The sequence below is a fragment of the Streptomyces sp. WMMC1477 genome, from assembly GCF_027460245.1.
In the GTDB taxonomy this organism is placed as follows: Bacteria; Actinomycetota; Actinomycetes; order Streptomycetales; family Streptomycetaceae; genus Streptomyces.
In genome coordinates, this window is record NZ_JAPZBD010000003.1 from 1,587,024 (window position 1) to 1,603,093 (window position 16,070).

Genomic DNA, 16,070 nt, shown 5'->3' on the forward strand with positions numbered 1-16,070 from the left:
GAAGGCCGGGAACGGCACGGGCAACCACATGTCCCGTCCCGCCGCGGGGGACGGTCCGCGCACGCCGCTGCTGGACGGCATCGAGGGCCCGGAGGACCTGCGGGCCCTGCCGCCGTCCGCGCTGCCCGCCCTGGCGGCCGAGCTCCGCGACGTGCTGGTCACCTCGGTGACGCGCACGGGCGGCCACCTCGGCCCCAACCTCGGCGTCGTCGAGCTGACGATCGCCCTGCACCGGGTGTTCCACTCCCCGGACGACCGCGTGCTGTGGGACACCGGGCACCAGTCCTACGTGCACAAGCTGCTCACCGGGCGCAAGGACTTCACCGGTCTGCGCTCCCGTGGCGGCCTGTCCGGCTATCCCTCGCGGGCCGAGTCCGAGCACGACGTCATCGAGAACTCGCACGCCTCCACCGCGCTCTCCTACGCCGACGGCCTGGCGCGGGCGGTCCGGCTGCGCGGCGCGGCCGGCCGGCACGTGGCCGCCGTCATCGGGGACGGCGCGCTCACCGGCGGGATGGCGTGGGAGGCGCTCAACAACATCGCCACGAGCGACGACCTGCCCCTCGTCATCGTCGTCAACGACAACGGCCGCTCCTACGCCCCCACCCGGGGCGGGCTGGCCCGGCACCTGACGACGCTGCGCACCACCCAGGGCTACGAGCGCTTCCTGTCCTGGGGGAAGGAGGCACTCCAGCAGACGCCGATGATCGGCGGACCGCTCTTCCAGACCCTGCACGGGGCGAAGAAGGGCCTGAAGGACCTCGTCGCCCCCCAGGGCCTCTTCGAGGACCTGGGGCTGAAGTACGTCGGCCCGGTGGACGGACACGACGTCGACGAGGTCGAACGGGCGCTGCGGCGGGCCAGAGCCTTCGGCGGGCCGGTCATCGTCCACTGCGTGACGACCAAGGGCAAGGGCTACGCGCCCGCCGAGCAGGACGAGGCGGACTGCTTCCACGCGGTCGGCGCCGCACCCAGCGCCTCGGCGGGCGGCGGCAAGCCGGCGGGCCGGTCCTGGACGTCGGTGTTCTCCGAGGAGATGGTCAAGGTCGGCGCGGAGCGGGAGGACGTCGTCGCCATCACCGCGGCCATGCTCCAGCCCGTCGGGCTGGGGGAGTTCGCGGACCTCCACCCGGAGCGGGTGCTGGACGTGGGCATCGCCGAGCAGCACGCCGTCACCTCGGCCGCCGGGCTCGCCGCGGGCGGGCTGCACCCCGTCGTCGCCGTCTACGCCACCTTCCTCAACCGCGCGTTCGACCAGGTGCTGATGGACGTGGCGCTGCACCGCGCGCCGGTCACCTTCGTGCTCGACCGCGCGGGGGCCACGGGCAGCGACGGGGCCTCGCACAACGGCATGTGGGACCTGTCCGTCCTCCAGGTCGTGCCCGGCCTCCAGGTCGCGGCACCGCGCGACGCGGTCCGGCTGCGCCGCCAGCTCCGGGAGGCGCTGGCCGTCTCGGACGGGCCGACGGTGGTCCGGTTCCCCAAGGGGAACGTGGGCGCCGACGTCGAGGCCGTGGAGACGGTCGACGGCGTGGACGTCCTGGCCCGGCCCGAGGGGGAGGCCGAGGTCCTGATCGTCGCCGTCGGCGCGCTGGCGGGTCTGGCTCTGGAGACGGCGGACCGGCTCGCGGAGGCGGGCGTCGCCGCCACCGTGGTGGACCCGTGCTGGGTCAAGCCGGTCAACCCCGCGCTGGTGAAGCTCGCGGACCGGCACCGGCTCGTCGTCACCCTGGAGGACAACGGCGTCGTCGGTGGCGTCGGCGCGGCGGTGGCGCGGGAGGTCGAACAGGCGGGTGTGCGCGTGCCGGTGCGTACGTGCGGCCTCGCCCAGACCTTCTTCGAACACGGCAGCCGGGGCCAGGTGCTGGCCGAGTCCGGGCTGACGGCCGAGAACATCGCGGGCACCGTCGGGGAACTGCTGAGCGCCACCGAGGCGCCGGCCCAGCCCACCGCCGTGCCCGAGCATCATCCTCAGCGGCTCAAGGGGGCCTGACATGACAGCGGTTGCGCTGGGAATGCCGTCCGTACCGATCAAGCTCGCCGAGCGCCGGGTCAGCCGGAAGATCCAGGTGGGCTCGGTGGCCGTGGGCGGGGACGCCCCGGTGTCCGTGCAGTCGATGACGACGACGCGTACCTCGGACGTGGGGGCGACGCTGCAGCAGATCGCGGAGCTGACGGCTTCGGGGTGTCAGATCGTGCGGGTGGCGTGTCCGACGCAGGACGACGCGGACGCGTTGGCCACGATCGCGCGGAAGTCGCAGATCCCGGTGATCGCCGATATTCATTTCCAGCCGAAGTACGTGTTCGCGGCGATCGACGCGGGCTGTGCGGCGGTGCGGGTGAATCCGGGGAACATCAAGCAGTTCGACGACAAGGTGAAGGAGATCGCGAGGGCGGCCTCCGCGGCGGGGACGCCGATCCGGATCGGGGTGAACGCGGGGTCGCTGGACCAGCGGTTGCTGCGCAAGTACGGCAAGGCGACGCCGGAGGCGTTGGTGGAGTCGGCGTTGTGGGAGTGCTCGCTGTTCGAGGAGCACGGGTTCGGGGATATCAAGATCTCGGTGAAGCACAACGATCCGGTGGTGATGGTGAACGCCTACCGGCTGCTGGCGCAGCGGTGTGACTATCCGCTGCATCTGGGGGTGACGGAGGCGGGTCCGGCGTTCCAGGGGACGGTCAAGTCGGCGGTGGCGTTCGGTGCGCTGCTCAGTGAGGGGATCGGGGACACGATCCGGGTGTCGTTGTCGGCGCCGCCGGCCGAGGAGGTGAAGGTCGGTATCCAGATCCTGGAGTCGCTGGGGTTGCGGGAGCGGGGGCTGGAGATCGTGTCGTGTCCGTCGTGCGGGCGGGCGCAGGTGGATGTGTACAAGCTGGCCGAGGAGGTCACGGCGGGGCTGACGGGGATGGACGTGCCGTTGCGTGTCGCGGTGATGGGGTGTGTGGTCAACGGCCCCGGTGAGGCGCGGGAGGCGGATCTGGGGGTGGCCTCGGGCAACGGGAAGGGGCAGATCTTCGTGAAGGGCGAGGTCATCAAGACCGTGCCGGAGTCGAAGATCGTGGAGACCCTCATCGAGGAGGCGATGAAGATCGCCCAGCAGATGGAGAGCGAGGGCACCCCCTCCGGCGAACCCGAGATCACCGCGCACCCCTGAGCGTTCCCGCGGCAGCCGGCCGGAGGCGGGGAACCCGTTCCCGCCTCCGGCCGGGACCGGGCTCGGCGGCTCCCGCTGCCGGCCGGTCCCCCCGCCCCGCGGTCACCGGCGCCCGGCTCACCGGCTCCCGGGCTCACCGGCCAAACCACTCACTGACAAGGGCGGAAAGGCAGCCGCCCGCCGCTGGCAACGCCACCCGGCAACTTCTTGTCGTAGCCCACTCGGACATCGTCTTTCTAAGGTCCTTTTCCATGGTGACCACCTCTACCGCCGCCCGGCCCACACCGGTCCCGTTCTTCGACCAGAGGGAGTCCTTCACAGCTCTCTGGCCGCTCATCCGGCAGCACACCGAAGAGGTCTTCGACCGCGGAAAGTTCTCCCACGGCCGCAAGGTCCAGGAATTCGAGCGCGCGCTCGCCGAATACACCGGAGCCCGGCACGCGATAGCCGTCAACAGCGGAACGGACGCTCTGGTCCTGCTGCTGCGCGCGGCCGGAATCCAGCCCGGTGACGAGGTCATCGTCCCCGCGTTCTCCTTCTTCGCCAGCGCCTCGGCCGTCACCATGGCCCGGGCCACGCCCGTCTTCGCCGACATCACGGCGGACGGTGACTACGGCATGGACGCGGCCTCCGTCGAGGCCGCCGTCACCGAGCGCACTCGGGCGATCATGCCCGTCCACCTCTTCAGCCAGCTCGCCGACATGGCCGCCCTCGGCGCGGTGGCCGAGCGGCACGGCCTGCTGGTGCTCGAGGACAGCGCGGAGGCCATCGGCATGCGCTGGGACGGCAGGCACGGCGGGCTGCTCGGCACCGGCGGCGTGCTCTCCTTCTTCCCCACCAAGACGCTCGGCGCCCTCGGGGACGCCGGCGCGGTCCTGACCGACGACGGCACGCTGGCGGAGCGGGCCGGAACGCTGCGCCACCACGGCCGCATGGGCCGGACGATCGACCACATCGCCGGGATATCCAACCTCTCCGGCGAGTCGGGCACCAACAGCAAGATGGACGACGTCCAGGCCGCCGTGCTCCTGGCCAAGCTCTCCCGGCTCGACCAGGACATCGCCCGCCGACGGGAGTTGGCGGACGCCTACACCGAACGGCTGCGCGGCACCGACGGCGTGCTGGCCGTGCCCCGCATCGTGCCGCGCGCCGCCGCGAGCGACCCGGTCTTCTACGTCTACACGATCGAGGTCGAGCGGCGGGACGGGCTGGCCGCCCACCTCACCGAGCGCGGCATCGGCACCGAGACGTACTACCCGCGCACGATCGCCTCCCAGCCCGCGTACGCGGAGCTGCCCGCCCGGCCCGGCGGCTTCCCCAACGCCGAGGCGGCCTGCCGCCGCACGATCGCGCTGCCGCTCTACCCCGACATGACCGAGGCGCACGTCGAGTCCGTCTGCGCCGCCATCGCCGACTTCTACGCCGGGAGGCAGTGACGTGACCATTCCCTTCTTCCCGCCGGACCTCTTCGAGACGGACCGGGAGGCCTTTCTCGACCTGCTCCACGAGGTCGGCACGGACCCGGAGCAGAAGTTCATCCTCGGCCGCCGCACCGCGCGGCTGGAGGAGGAGCTGAAGAAGTCCACGGGCGCGGAGCACGTCGTCGCCTGCTCCAGCGGCACCGGCGGGCTCAACCTCGCCGTGCAGGCGCTCGGCATCGGCCCCGGCGACGAGGTCGTCGTCCCGGCCTTCTGCTGCCAGCCGGTCGCCAGCTCGGTGGCCAACCTCGGCGCCACGCCCGTCTTCGCCGACGTCGACCCGCACACGATGGTGATCGACCCGGCGGCCATGGAGCCGCTCATCACGGAGCGGACGAAGGCCGTGATGCCCGCCCACATCTTCTCGATCATGGCGGACATGCCGCGCATCACGAAGATCGCGCAGCACCACGGCGTTCCGGTCATCGAGGACGCGGCGGTGGCCGAGGGCGCGGTGCTCGACGGCGTTCCCGCGGGCCGCTGGGGCGATCTGGGCGTCTTCTCGTTCTTCCAGGTCAAGGCCTTCGGCACGGCGGGGGAGGGCGGCGTCGTCCTCACCGACGACCCGGAACTCGCCCGCACCGTGCGGATGCTGCGCAACCACGGCCAGGACGGCATCACCCGGTTCCTGCACCACCGGGTCGGCCAGAACAGCCGCTTCGACGAGGTGACCGCGGCGTTCCAGCTCCACCGGCACGGCGGCTTCGAGGAGCGGCTGGAGCGCCGGGCCCGCATCGCCGACTACTACACGGAGCGCTTCACACCGCTGGCCGAGCGGGGCGTCACCCCACCGCCCGCCGGGCGCAACGGCCGCTGCTACTACGTGTACTCGCTCCTGGCCCGCCGCCGCGGGGACCTGCGCGCCTGGCTCACGGAGAAGGGCATCGGCACCCACGTCTACTACCCGGTGCCGCTCCCCGGGCAGCCGGCCTTCAGCGGCTTCGCCCCCGAGGGCGCGCAGTGGCCGGGCGCCCAGTACGCGAGCGACCACAACCTGGCCATACCGATCTGGCCGCACCTGAGCGACGCCCAGGTGGAGTACATCGCCGACGCGGTGTGCGAGTTCTTCGATTAAGGAGCTGCGATGACCTCCACAGTGGTGGTGCTCGGCCAGGGGTACGTCGGTCTGCCGCTCGCCGTCGCGGCGGCGGAGAAGGGGTACCGGGTCGTCGGGTACGACATCTCCGAGTCCCGGGTGAAGAAGCTCGCCGTCGGTGAGTCGTACGTCGGTGACGTCTCCTCCGAGCGACTGCGGGCCGTGCTGGACGAGGGGACCTACCGCCCGAGCATGGACGCCGCGGACCTCGCGGGCTTCGACATCGCGGTGATCACGGTCCCCACGCCCCTGCACGAGGGCGTGCCCGACCTCAGCGCCGTCGAGAGCGCGGGAAACGCCCTGGCCGAGGTGCTCACCCCGGGCGCCACGGTGATCCTGGAGTCCACGAGCTACCCGGGGACGACGGAGGAGCTCCTCGCGCCCCTGCTGCACGAGGGCTCCGGGCTCGAGCCGGGCACGGACTTCCATCTCGGCTACAGCCCCGAGCGCATCGACCCGGGCAACGCCCGATGGACGTTCGAGACGACGCCCAAGGTCGTGTCCGGCGTCGACGAGCCCTCGCTGGCCCGGGTCACCGCGTTCTACTCGGCCATCGTCGAGGAGGTCGTGACCGCTCGCACCCCGCGGATCGCGGAGCTGGCGAAGGTCATGGAGAACACCTTCCGGCACGTGAACATAGCCCTGGTCAACGAGCTGGCCACGCATGCCGAGGGCATCGGCGCGGATGTCTGGGAGGCCCTGGACATCGCCTCCACCAAGCCCTTCGGCTTCATGCGCTTCACCCCGGGCCCCGGTGTCGGCGGCCACTGCCTGCCCGTGGACCCGCTCTACCTGTCCTGGAAGGTCGAGCGGACGTCGAGCCGACGGTTCCGGCTGGTGGAACTGGCCGACGAGCTGAACAGCCAGATGCCCGAGTACGTCGTGCGGCGGCTCACCCGGGGCCTGGACCGGCGCCGGCAGACGATGACGGGCTCCCGCATCCTGATGCTGGGCCTGGCCTACAAGCCCAACACCGGTGACCTGCGTGAGTCCCCGGCGCTGGAGATAGCCGAGCTGCTGGTGGAGGCCGGGGCGGAGGTACGGGCCGTCGACCCGTTCGTCACGGAGGACGTCAGCATCGACGGCGTGACCCGCACCGAGCTCAGCCCCGAGGAGCTGGCGCGGGCACACGCCGTGCTGCTGGTCACCGACCACGACGGCGTCGACTACGAGGCCGTCGCCTCAGCGGCCCGTTACGTGTTCGACTGCCGCCGGCGTCTCACCCCGGGTGAGCACGTGGAATCCCTGTGAGACGGGCCCGCCGACCGCCCGCCGACGCCGGTTCACGCATCGTGAGCCAGGGTCGGCGGGTCGATCCGCGGGTCACAGGCGAGGATCGCCTGCTGGAGCTGGTGCACCCGGGGCGAGGGCTCGATGCCCAGGTCGGTGTTGAGGATCTTGCGCAGGCGCAGCACGACCTCCAGGGCCTGGGTGCGCCGCCCCGAGCGGTACAGGGCCAGCATGAGCTGGGCGTTGAAGTTCTCGTGGGTGGGATGCAGGGTCACGAGCCGGCTCAGCTCCCCCAGCAGCTCCTGGTGGCGGCCCAGCCGCAGCTCGGCGTCCAGGCACTGGTCCAGGACGGTCAGGCGGTCCTCCTCCAGGCCGACGATATGGGCCCGCAGCACCGGTCCCGCCTGCACGTCGGCGAGGGCGGAGCCCTGCCAGAGGGTCAGCGCCTCGCGCAGCAGCTTGGACGCGGAGGCGTCGTCCTGCCCCAGCTCGGCCCGGCCCTCGCGCACCAGGGCGGAGAACCGCTGGACGTCGAGCGCCGTCGGTTCGGCCGCCAGCAGATACCCGCCGTCCCGGGTCTCCAGGATTCGGCGGGCTGCCTGCAGTGTGCCGATCCGCGGCACCCGCTTCAGCGCGTGCCGCAGCTGGAGGACGTAGGAGTGGAGCGTGGACAGCGCGGCGTTCGGCGGCGTCGGGCCCCACAGCTCCTCGAAGCAGGACCCGGTGGTGACCACGTGGTTCGCGTTGAGGATCAGCAGGGCCAGGAGCTGCCGCTGCTTCGGCGCCGTCGGTGTATAGGACCGTCCCTCGTCCGTGAGCCGCAGTGGTCCAAGAATGGAGAATTCCATGAAGTTCTCGTGACCTTTCCAAACTGCCGAGATGCTCTAGAGCACGTTGGAACGAGGTCACACCGGATCCACGGTACGGCTCGGCGACCCAGCGCGGCTTCAACCCCGTTCAACCCCCGTCGTGAATAAGAAAGCCATACGCTCGAAACCCACAGTAACCCGGTGGCTGCACGCCAACAACGTTGCGCCTCCCGCGAGTTGCCGACGGCGACGATATTCGGCGAACGGTTGCGAACGACTGTGGACGGGCCGCGCGGGCGCCCGGGCCGGGAAACGGGCGAAGGCCCTCGCCGGTGGCGGGGGCCTTCGCCCGTGTAGTGGAGATGGCGGGAATCGAACCCGCGTCCAACGAAGTGGAAGGAGGGCTTCTCCGAGCGCAGTCTGCTGTGCTTTTCTCAGCCCCGGCAGTCACGCAGACAAGCTGCCGACGGGCTCAGTCACTGTGTGATGTCCCGGCAGACCCCGTGACCGGGTCTACGCGGTGAGTTCCCTAGCTGATGCCAGGAACCGGGTCGGGAACGCACCCGGGCTGACACTTCGCAGGTCGCTGCTCAGGCAGCGAGGGCGAAGGAATCGCGCTTGGTGTTGGCGATTATTTTTTTGCGGCCCGTGGTTAACGAGATCATTGCCGCGTTCCTCGGCTCGCTTCCCCTGCTTCGACATCCGCTGTCGAAACCGATCATCCCCATGTTCACTTGACAACCCGCGAGAACCCGGTGGCCTTGACCTCCGGTGACGGCCCTGCGCGGCACTGCTGCCGCCTATCGTACGGGATCAACGCACATCCCGGCCACTGTATTCCCGCATGGCGCGGACGCCCGTCCGGCGACCGCCCGGGGGCAGCCCGGCACCCAGCGGCCCCTCGGGGCCCGGGTGCCCTCGGGGCCCGACACCGGGACGCCGCCGCCGCGGCCTACCGCCGGGCGCGGCGCCGGGCGGCGGAGATGGCCCGGTCGGCCTCCCGCCGGTCCTGCTTCTCCCGCAGCGTCTGCCGCTTGTCGTACTCCCGCTTACCGCGGGCGAGAGCCAGCTCGACCTTCGCCTTGCCGTCCTTGAAGTACAGCGACAGCGGCACCAGGGTGAGGCCGCTCTCGTGCATCTTTCCGGTGAGCTTGTCGATCTCCGCCCGGTGCAGCAGCAGCTTGCGCTTGCGCCGGGCGCTGTGATTGGTCCACGTGCCCTGGCTGTACTCGGGGATGTGCACGTTGTGCAGCCACATCTCCCCCGCGTCGAGCTGGGCGAAGCCGTCGACCAGGGACGCGCGGCCCTGACGCAGCGACTTCACCTCGGTACCGGTCAGTACGAGACCGCACTCGTACGTGTCCAGGATCAGATAGTCGTGCCGGGCCTTCTTGTGCTGCGCGATGAGTTTGCGACCGGTCTCTTTAGCCATAACCGGACCATTGTTCCTCACGCCCGGGCGGCGAGGCCACTCAATACCGTCACGGCCTTGTCCTGGGCGCTCTCGCCGCCCTCCACCGCGACGTCCGGCTGCAGCCCGACGCCCTCCAGGGTCCGGCCCCCGGGCGTGGCGTACTCGCCGACGGTCAGCTCGGCCACCGAGCCGTCCGGCTGCTCGTACGGCACCTGAACCGCCCCCTTGCCGAAGGTCCGGCTGCCGACGACCAGCGCCCGGCCCCGGTCCTGCAGGGCCCCGGCCAGCAGCTCGGCCGCGCTCATCGAGCCGCCGTCCACCAGAACGACCAGCGGGCTCTCGGTGTCCCCTCCCGGCTCGGCGTAGAGCGCGTGCTGGCCCTCGCCCTCGCCCCAGGTGGCCACCAGGCCGCCGTCGAGGAACGCCGAGGCGGCCTCCGTGGCCTCCAACAGGAGCCCCCCGGAGTTGCCCCGGAGGTCGAGCACGACGCCCTCACCGGGGGGCAGGGCGGCCACGGCCGCGGTCAGGGCCTCGCCCGAGCCGGTGGTGAACGCGGCCACCTTGAGCCGGGTGATGCCGTGCCGCAGCCGCTCGACGGTGACGGCCTCCGTCTCCAGCCCGGCGCGTTCCAGCGTCGCGTCCCACTCCCGGCCGGCGCGGCCGAGGCCCAGCTCGACGCGGCTGCCCTCGGGGACCGCGAGGGCGTCGCCGCGCAGCCGTGCCACGACCTCCGTCACCGGCAGCCCGGTCACGTCCCGCCCGTCGACCGTGCGCAGCCGGTCACCGGGGCGGATTCCGGCCCGCGCGGCGGGGCTGCCCTCGGTGACCCGGGCCACTTCCACCGGGGCCCCGTCGCCACCGCGCACGGCGATCCCCACACCGACGTAGCGGCCGTCCAGGGCCTCCCGCACGCCCTCGTACTCCCGCGCCGTGTAGGCGGCCGACCAACGGTCCCCGCTGCGGCTCACGGCGTCCTGGGCGTCGTTGGCACCGCTCCGCTCCGGCTCGGCGACCGCGCCGGGCGGCATACCGCCCGGCCCGCGCGCGTCGTCGTGCGGTGGTCCGTCCGTCGTCCAGGACCCTGTGGCGAAGCCGGTCAGCAGCACCCCCGCGAAGACCAAGGGGAGAGCCGCCCCGCGGCCGATGCGGCGGGGCTGGACGAACATCCACGAGCCCGACATGAGGCGGAGTCTAGGACAGCGCGGGCCGCCGCACGGCGGCTTGACCGTACGGCGCTCGCGTTCTATCTCACACCGGGTTCACACGTTCAGGTACTTGCGCAACGTGAGGAAGGCGGCCAGAGAGGGCATAGCGACCCCTACGGCGACCACCCACGGCATCTGCCCGAACACCGCGTCGTAGCCCACGAAGTTGATCGCCTGGAGCCGCTCGGCCAGGAAGCCGTCGATCAGCACCAGCTTGCCGAGCAGCAGCATTCCGCAGGCCACGCCCGCCCCGATCAGCCCGGCGATCGCCGCCTCCAGGATGAACGGGAGCTGGATGTAGAAGCTGGAGGCGCCCACGAGCCGCATGATCCCCGTCTCCCGGCGCCGGCTGAACGCCGAGACCCGGACGGTGTTGACGATCAGCAGCATGGCCACGAGGAGCATCAGGGCCATCACGAAGAGCGCCGCCGTTCTCATGCCGTCGAGCAGGCTGAACAACGGCGCCAGCAGCTCGCGCTGGTCCTGCACCTCCTGCACCCCGGCCCGGCCGCCGAAGGCACTGGCGATGACGTCGTAGCGCGTCGGGTCGCTCAGCTTGACGCGGAAGCTCTCCTGCATCTGGTCCGGCGTGAGGGACGTCGCCAGCGGGGAGTCGCTGAACTCCTCCTGGTAGTGCTTGAAGGCCTCCTCCTTCGACTCGAAGTAGACCTTCTCGACGACGCCGAGTTCCTTCAGGTCCGCCTCGATCTCGCGCTTCTGCTGGCCGGTGACGGCACCCCTGTCGCAGTGTTCGGGATCGTTCTCCGCGTCGTTCTTGTTGCAGAGGTAGATCGCGACCTCGACCTTGTCGTACCAGTACCCCTTCATCGCGCTGATCTGCTGGTTGGCGAGCAGCGAGGAGCCCAGCAGGGCGAGCGAGACACCGACGGACACGATCACCGCGAACGTCATCGTGAGGTTCCGGCGAAGACCGGTGCCGATCTCCGAGAGAACGAACTGGCCGCGCATGGCGTCCTTTCAGTGCTGATAGCCGTAGACGCCACGCGACTGGTCGCGCACGAGACGGCCCTGTTCGAGTTCGATGACGCGCTTGCGCATCTGGTCCACGATCTGCTGGTCGTGGGTGGCCATGATGACCGTGGTGCCGGTGCGGTTGATGCGGTCCAGCAGCTTCATGATGCCAACCGAGGTCTGCGGGTCCAGGTTGCCGGTCGGCTCGTCGGCGATCAGCAGCATCGGCCGGTTCGCGAACGCCCGGGCGATCGCCACGCGCTGCTGCTCACCACCGGACAACTCGCCCGGCATCCGGTCCTCCTTGCCGCCCAGACCGACGAGCTCCAGCACCTCGGGCACCGTCTTGCGGATCTGCCCTCGCGGCTTGCCGATCACCTCGAGCGCGAAGGCGACGTTCTCCCCCACCGTCTTGTTGGGCAGCAGCCGGAAGTCCTGGAAGACGGTCCCCAGCTGGCGGCGCATCTGCGGCACCTTCCAGTTGGACAGTCGCCCGAGATCCTTGCCCAGCACATGGACCTGCCCGTGCGTCGCCCGCTCCTCCCGCAGAACCAGCCGCAGGAAGGTGGACTTGCCGGAACCGGAGGAACCCACGAGGAAGACGAACTCACCACGCTCGATCTCCAGCGACACCTCACGGAGGGCCGGGCGAGCCTGCCTCGGGTATGTCTTCGAGACACTGTCGAATCGGATCACTGATTTACACCACGTCGACCTGGGTAGAGGGAGCGGAGGCCGCGGCGCGGCTCCCCGTCAGTGGGCTGACCCTACGCGAAGCGCCCGTGCCGTCGCAGTCCGCCTCCGATATTTGCGCACGTATGCGTCACGGGGTGAAGGCTGGCACAGTGGAGGGCAGGACAACCCTTGGGGAACGAATCACTCCACGAGGGCGTTGGCGCGAAGAAGGAGGAGATCGCATGACATGCGACCGACTGGTGTGCGCCAACTGTGCCGGCCCCGTCAGCGAGGCCCGCTGTTCGGTCTGCCGCGCCCAGCGGGACCGGCTGCACCGCGGGGGCCCGCTCGCGGCCCTCACCCCCGCCATGCTGCTCGCCCTGCTCATGGCCCTGCTCTCCGTGTCCCTCCTCGCCGGCGAGTTGGCACTCTGAAGCCGACGACACTCGGGAACTCAGCGCGAGGGCCCGGACACCCACGGTGTCCGGGCCCTTGGCGTCCGCGTTACGCGCCTGTGGCTCAGGCGGCGGCAGCGCCGTTGCGGTTCATGAGGCGGGGCAGCATGCGGAAGCCCACACCGCCGGCGATCATCGTCGCGGCACCGACGAGCAGGAAGGCCGTCTCGGTCGAACCGGTCTCGGCCAGCTCCTCGCCACCGCCCTGCGGGGTGGCGGGCTGCTGCGGCTGCGGCTTCTGCTCCGGCGTGGTGATGTCCTCGTTGGCGCCGCCGGTGGTCTGCGGCTGCTCGCCGCCGGTACCGCCAGTGCTCTGCGGGTCACCGCTGGTGCCGTTCGTCGTGTCACCGCTGGCGGTGCCGCCGTCGGCCGTGCCGCCACCGTCCGCGGTGTTCCCACCGTCGGCGGTGTTCCCACCATCCGCGGAGTTGCCACCGTCGGCGGTGTTCCCACCATCCGCGGAGTTGCCACCGTCGGCGGTGTTCCCACCGTCAGCAGTGTTCCCGCCGTCAGCGGTATTGCCACCGTCAGCAGTGTTCCCGCCATCGGCGGTGTTCCCACCATCCGCGGTATTGCCACCGTCAGCAGTGTTCCCACCGTCAGCAGTGTTCCCGCCATCGGCGGTGTTCCCACCATCCGCGGTGTTGCCGCCGCTCGTCGTCTCCTCCGGGTCCTCCGGCTCGTCACCACCGGAGCCGCCACCGGTGACCGTCACCGTGCCGGTGAGCAGACCACCGTCGTCGGCGCCGTCCTGCGTGGTGACGCCGTCACCACTGCCGGTGCCGGTGCTGCCGGCGGCCTGCGCGACGCCGGCGACCGTCAGCGAAGCCCCCGCGGCGAACACCGTCCCCGCGATGATCCGCGCAACGCGCACTCGCGTCTTGGAATTGGTCACTACCAACTACCCCCAGTAGCTCTTGTGTCGATGGAGCAGCGGTACCGGGCGCTCGTGGTGCCGGGGACCTCGACCGGGGAGCCCACGGCCACTCTGCGGGCCGGGCCGCCCACTCGCCCCCACCTGTGCACTCGTCCCTGACACACGCCTGCTGATCGGACAGCTTTCCCAGTTTTCACACCAGCGTCAAGCGAAGGCTGGGCGAAATGTCCAGCCTCGGCGACCACTTGTCGACAAAGACGGACAGGTGTGAGCCATGCAACACAGGATCGGGGGCCGGGGTCAGCTCTGCGGCGTCTCCTGCTGCTTGCGCCAGCGAATCCCGGCCTCGAGGAAACCGTCGATGTCGCCGTCCAGGACGCCCTGGGGGTTGCCGACCTCGTGCTCGGTGCGGAGATCCTTGACCATCTGGTACGGCTGCAGCACGTACGAACGCATCTGGTTGCCCCAGGAGTTGCCGCCGTCGCCCTTGAGGGCGTCCATCTTGGCCTGCTCCTCGGCCCGGCGGTGGGCCAGCAGCCGGGACTGCATGACGCGCAGGGCCGCCGCGCGGTTCTGGATCTGGGACTTCTCGTTCTGGCAGGAGACGACGATGCCGGTCGGGATGTGCGTCATGCGCACCGCGGAGTCCGTGGTGTTGACGGACTGGCCGCCCGGGCCGGAGGAGCGGAACACATCGACCCGCAGCTCGTTCTCGGGGATGTCGATGTGGTCCGTCTGCTCCACGACGGGCATGACCTCGACACCGGCGAAGGACGTCTGACGACGGCCCTGGTTGTCGAACGGGGAGATGCGCACCATGCGGTGCGTGCCCTGCTCCACGGAGAGCGTGCCGTAGGCGTAGGGGGCCTTGACCGAGAAGGTGGTGGACTTGATGCCCGCCTCCTCCGCGTAGGAGGTGTCCAGGACCTCCGTCGGGTAGCCGCGGCGCTCGGCCCAGCGCAGGTACATGCGCTGGAGCTGCTCGGCGAAGTCGGCCGCGTCGACGCCGCCGGCCTCGGCACGGATGCTGACCATGGCCTCGCGCTCGTCGTACTCGCCGGAGAGGAGCGTGCGGATCTCCAGCTCCTCGACGGCTTTGCGCACCGACTGCAGCTCCGCCTCGGCCTCGGCCCGGGCGTCCGCGTCGTCCTCGGTGTCGGCCAGTTCGAAGAGCACCCCGGTGTCCTCGATGCGGCCGTGCAGCTCCTCGACCCGGCGAAGCTGACCCTGCAGATAGGAGAGCTTGCTGGTGACCTTCTGCGCGTTGTCGGGATCGTCCCACAGCGAGGGGGCCGCCGCCTGCTCTTCGAGCACGGCGATGTCGGCCCTCATCTTGTCGAGGTCGATCACGGCCTCGATCGACTCCATGGTGGAGGCGAGGGACTTCAGCTCTTCGGATACATCGACGACTGCCACGCCTCCAGCCTACCGGCTTGCCCCGTCGCCGGGTCCGCCGTCCGTCTCGACCGCGGGAGGGTCCCCGCCCTCGTCCCCGCCGTCGCCGCCGAACGCGAGCCAGCCGCCGACGCCGAGGGCCGCCGCGGCGACCGTGGCGGCGGCCCCGAGCCGCAGTCGGCGCCGCCGCTCGGCGGCCCGGTGCCGGGCGGATCCGGCGCGCGGCTGGCCGGGCGCGCGGGGCGTGCGCGCCGTGCCGCGGGCGCCGCCCGCGAGCTCGTCAGCTGCGGGGACCCGCATGCTGGTGTGCGTCTCGCGGTTCGCCGCGTCCGGAGCCGGAGTGCCGCGCACCAGGGGCACGGCGCCCCGGGCGGGCGGCGGCTCATAGGCGGGCGGCTCCTCCTGCGGGACGGGCTCGGGCTCGGGTTCGTCGATGTCCAGCGGGGGCTGGCCGGCCAGGTGCGGATGCAGCTCCCGCAGCCGGGCCGCCAGCTCCGGCGCCCGCAGCCGGGAGGCGGGGGCCTTGGCCAGGCACTGGTGGATGAGCCGCCACAGCTCGTCGGGGATGCCGGGCAGCGGCGCGACGCTCTCGGTGACCTGGCGGCGCAGCACGGCGCCCGGATGGCCGCCGCCGAACGGCGTGAACCCGGCCAGGGCCTCGTAGAGCACGGTGGCCAGGGCGTAGATGTCCACGGCCGCGCGAGGCGGCAGCCCCTCGACGATCTCGGGCGCGACGTAGTCGGGTGTGCCGACAACCCGTCCGCCGCCCCCGCGCCGGGGCGCGTCGATGAGCCGGGCGATACCGAAATCGGTGAGGAGCGCGTGCCCGTGCGCCTCGTCCAGCAGGATGTTCTCGGGCTTCACGTCGCGGTGGACGTAGCCGGCCGCGTGGGCGGCGGCCAGCGCGTCGGCGATGTCGGCCGCGACGCGCACGGCGTCGGCGGGCGAAAGCCGCCGGTCGCGGTCGAGCTGCGTGCGCAGGTCCGAGCCGCGGACCAGATCCATGACGAGGGCGAGGTCGTGCCCGTCCACGACGAGGTCGCGCACGCCGACGACCCGGGGGTGGTCCAGGCTCAGCAGCGTGGCGCGCTCCTGGACGAAGCGGCCGACGAGATCCTGGTCGGCCGCCAGGTCCTCGCGTAGGAGCTTGATCGCGACGGGGCCCTCCGGCCCCGAGCCCAGCCACACCGTGCCGGCGCTGCCGCGACCGAGGATCTGGTGGGCCGTGTATCGACTGCCGATCTTCCGTGCCATGGCGTCCAAAGTATCCGGCGCCGGGGCCGTGGTGAGCCGCTGCGCCAAACTCCCTCGG

General features: G+C 71.2%; 14 protein-coding genes and 1 other RNA gene. 6 read left to right on the forward strand and 9 right to left on the reverse strand.

From position 1 onward, the window contains the following. Window positions 1-28 precede the first annotated feature (28 nt). The 5 genes from dxs (at window position 29) to O7609_RS07310 (ending at window position 6,977) form a co-directional block, all read left to right on the forward strand. The gene (gene dxs, locus O7609_RS07290; protein WP_269737058.1) at window positions 29-1,993 is read left to right on the forward strand and encodes a 1-deoxy-D-xylulose-5-phosphate synthase; all 1,965 of its coding nucleotides are present in this window, start codon (window positions 29-31) and stop codon (window positions 1,991-1,993) included. Window position 1,994: 1 nt separating this feature from the next. Further along, on the forward strand, window positions 1,995-3,152 hold the full coding sequence (ispG, locus tag O7609_RS07295; protein WP_269734138.1) for a flavodoxin-dependent (E)-4-hydroxy-3-methylbut-2-enyl-diphosphate synthase: 1,158 nt from the start codon (window positions 1,995-1,997) through the stop codon (window positions 3,150-3,152). 251 nt (window positions 3,153-3,403) lie between these two features. Then, window positions 3,404-4,588, forward strand: a complete 1,185-nt coding sequence (locus O7609_RS07300; RefSeq protein ID WP_269734139.1) for a DegT/DnrJ/EryC1/StrS family aminotransferase — start codon at window positions 3,404-3,406, stop codon at window positions 4,586-4,588. A 1-nt stretch (window position 4,589) separates the two neighbouring features. Next, window positions 4,590-5,705, forward strand: a complete 1,116-nt coding sequence (locus tag O7609_RS07305; RefSeq protein ID WP_269734140.1) for a DegT/DnrJ/EryC1/StrS family aminotransferase — start codon at window positions 4,590-4,592, stop codon at window positions 5,703-5,705. Between the two features lie 9 nt (window positions 5,706-5,714). Continuing rightward, window positions 5,715-6,977 carry a nucleotide sugar dehydrogenase gene (locus O7609_RS07310; RefSeq protein WP_269743269.1) on the forward strand — a complete coding sequence of 421 codons (1,263 nt, stop codon included), beginning with the start codon at window positions 5,715-5,717 and terminating at the stop codon, window positions 6,975-6,977. A gap of 32 nt (window positions 6,978-7,009) precedes the next feature. Here O7609_RS07310 and O7609_RS07315 read toward each other — a convergent pair whose 3' ends face one another. From O7609_RS07315 to ftsE, 6 genes are all read right to left on the reverse strand, one after another. Continuing rightward, a complete protein-coding gene (locus tag O7609_RS07315; protein ID WP_269734142.1) occupies window positions 7,010-7,804 on the reverse strand; it encodes an AfsR/SARP family transcriptional regulator in 795 nt (264 codons plus the stop codon). Window positions 7,805-8,119: 315 nt separating this feature from the next. Next, window positions 8,120-8,491, reverse strand: a transfer-messenger RNA (tmRNA) gene (ssrA, locus tag O7609_RS07320). Window positions 8,492-8,717: 226 nt separating this feature from the next. Continuing rightward, the gene (gene smpB / locus O7609_RS07325; protein ID WP_269734143.1) at window positions 8,718-9,197 is read right to left on the reverse strand and encodes an SsrA-binding protein SmpB; all 480 of its coding nucleotides are present in this window, start codon (window positions 9,195-9,197) and stop codon (window positions 8,718-8,720) included. Window positions 9,198-9,214: 17 nt separating this feature from the next. Continuing rightward, window positions 9,215-10,360 carry a S41 family peptidase gene (locus O7609_RS07330; protein ID WP_269734144.1) on the reverse strand — a complete coding sequence of 382 codons (1,146 nt, stop codon included), beginning with the start codon at window positions 10,358-10,360 and terminating at the stop codon, window positions 9,215-9,217. A 78-nt stretch (window positions 10,361-10,438) separates the two neighbouring features. Further along, window positions 10,439-11,353 carry a permease-like cell division protein FtsX gene (gene ftsX, locus O7609_RS07335; RefSeq protein WP_269734145.1) on the reverse strand — a complete coding sequence of 305 codons (915 nt, stop codon included), beginning with the start codon at window positions 11,351-11,353 and terminating at the stop codon, window positions 10,439-10,441. 9 nt (window positions 11,354-11,362) lie between these two features. Next, window positions 11,363-12,052 carry a cell division ATP-binding protein FtsE gene (gene ftsE, locus O7609_RS07340; protein ID WP_219094347.1) on the reverse strand — a complete coding sequence of 230 codons (690 nt, stop codon included), beginning with the start codon at window positions 12,050-12,052 and terminating at the stop codon, window positions 11,363-11,365. Window positions 12,053-12,273: 221 nt separating this feature from the next. Here ftsE and O7609_RS07345 point away from each other — a divergent pair, with 221 nt between their 5' ends. Next, a complete protein-coding gene (locus tag O7609_RS07345) occupies window positions 12,274-12,465 on the forward strand; it encodes a hypothetical protein (protein WP_269734146.1) in 192 nt (63 codons plus the stop codon). An 85-nt stretch (window positions 12,466-12,550) separates the two neighbouring features. Here O7609_RS07345 and O7609_RS07350 read toward each other — a convergent pair whose 3' ends face one another. The 3 genes from O7609_RS07350 to O7609_RS07360 form a co-directional block, all read right to left on the reverse strand. Continuing rightward, window positions 12,551-13,360 (reverse strand): hypothetical protein, encoded by an 810-nt coding sequence (locus O7609_RS07350; protein WP_269743270.1) that lies wholly within the window; start codon window positions 13,358-13,360, stop codon window positions 12,551-12,553. A gap of 303 nt (window positions 13,361-13,663) precedes the next feature. Then, on the reverse strand, window positions 13,664-14,779 hold the full coding sequence (gene prfB / locus O7609_RS07355) for a peptide chain release factor 2 (RefSeq protein ID WP_269734148.1): 1,116 nt from the start codon (window positions 14,777-14,779) through the stop codon (window positions 13,664-13,666). 9 nt (window positions 14,780-14,788) lie between these two features. Next, window positions 14,789-16,012: a serine/threonine-protein kinase gene (locus O7609_RS07360; RefSeq protein ID WP_269734149.1), complete on the reverse strand. Its 1,224-nt coding sequence runs from the start codon at window positions 16,010-16,012 to the stop codon at window positions 14,789-14,791. Window positions 16,013-16,070 lie beyond the last annotated feature (58 nt).

Excerpts from the sequence above, each read along its gene's own strand:
- dxs (WP_269737058.1), top strand. The coding sequence starts at position 29 with ATGTCCCGTCCCGCCGCGGGGGACGGTCCGCGCACGCCGCTGCTGGAC.
- ispG (WP_269734138.1), top strand. The coding sequence starts at position 1,995 with ATGACAGCGGTTGCGCTGGGAATGCCGTCCGTACCGATCAAGCTCGCC.
- O7609_RS07300 (WP_269734139.1), top strand. The coding sequence starts at position 3,404 with ATGGTGACCACCTCTACCGCCGCCCGGCCCACACCGGTCCCGTTCTTC.
- O7609_RS07310 (WP_269743269.1), top strand. The coding sequence starts at position 5,715 with ATGACCTCCACAGTGGTGGTGCTCGGCCAGGGGTACGTCGGTCTGCCG.
- O7609_RS07315 (WP_269734142.1), bottom strand. The coding sequence starts at position 7,804 with ATGGAATTCTCCATTCTTGGACCACTGCGGCTCACGGACGAGGGACGG.
- smpB (WP_269734143.1), bottom strand. The coding sequence starts at position 9,197 with ATGGCTAAAGAGACCGGTCGCAAACTCATCGCGCAGCACAAGAAGGCC.
- O7609_RS07330 (WP_269734144.1), bottom strand. The coding sequence starts at position 10,360 with ATGTCGGGCTCGTGGATGTTCGTCCAGCCCCGCCGCATCGGCCGCGGG.
- ftsX (WP_269734145.1), bottom strand. The coding sequence starts at position 11,353 with ATGCGCGGCCAGTTCGTTCTCTCGGAGATCGGCACCGGTCTTCGCCGG.
- O7609_RS07345 (WP_269734146.1), top strand. The coding sequence starts at position 12,274 with ATGACATGCGACCGACTGGTGTGCGCCAACTGTGCCGGCCCCGTCAGC.
- O7609_RS07360 (WP_269734149.1), bottom strand. The coding sequence starts at position 16,012 with ATGGCACGGAAGATCGGCAGTCGATACACGGCCCACCAGATCCTCGGT.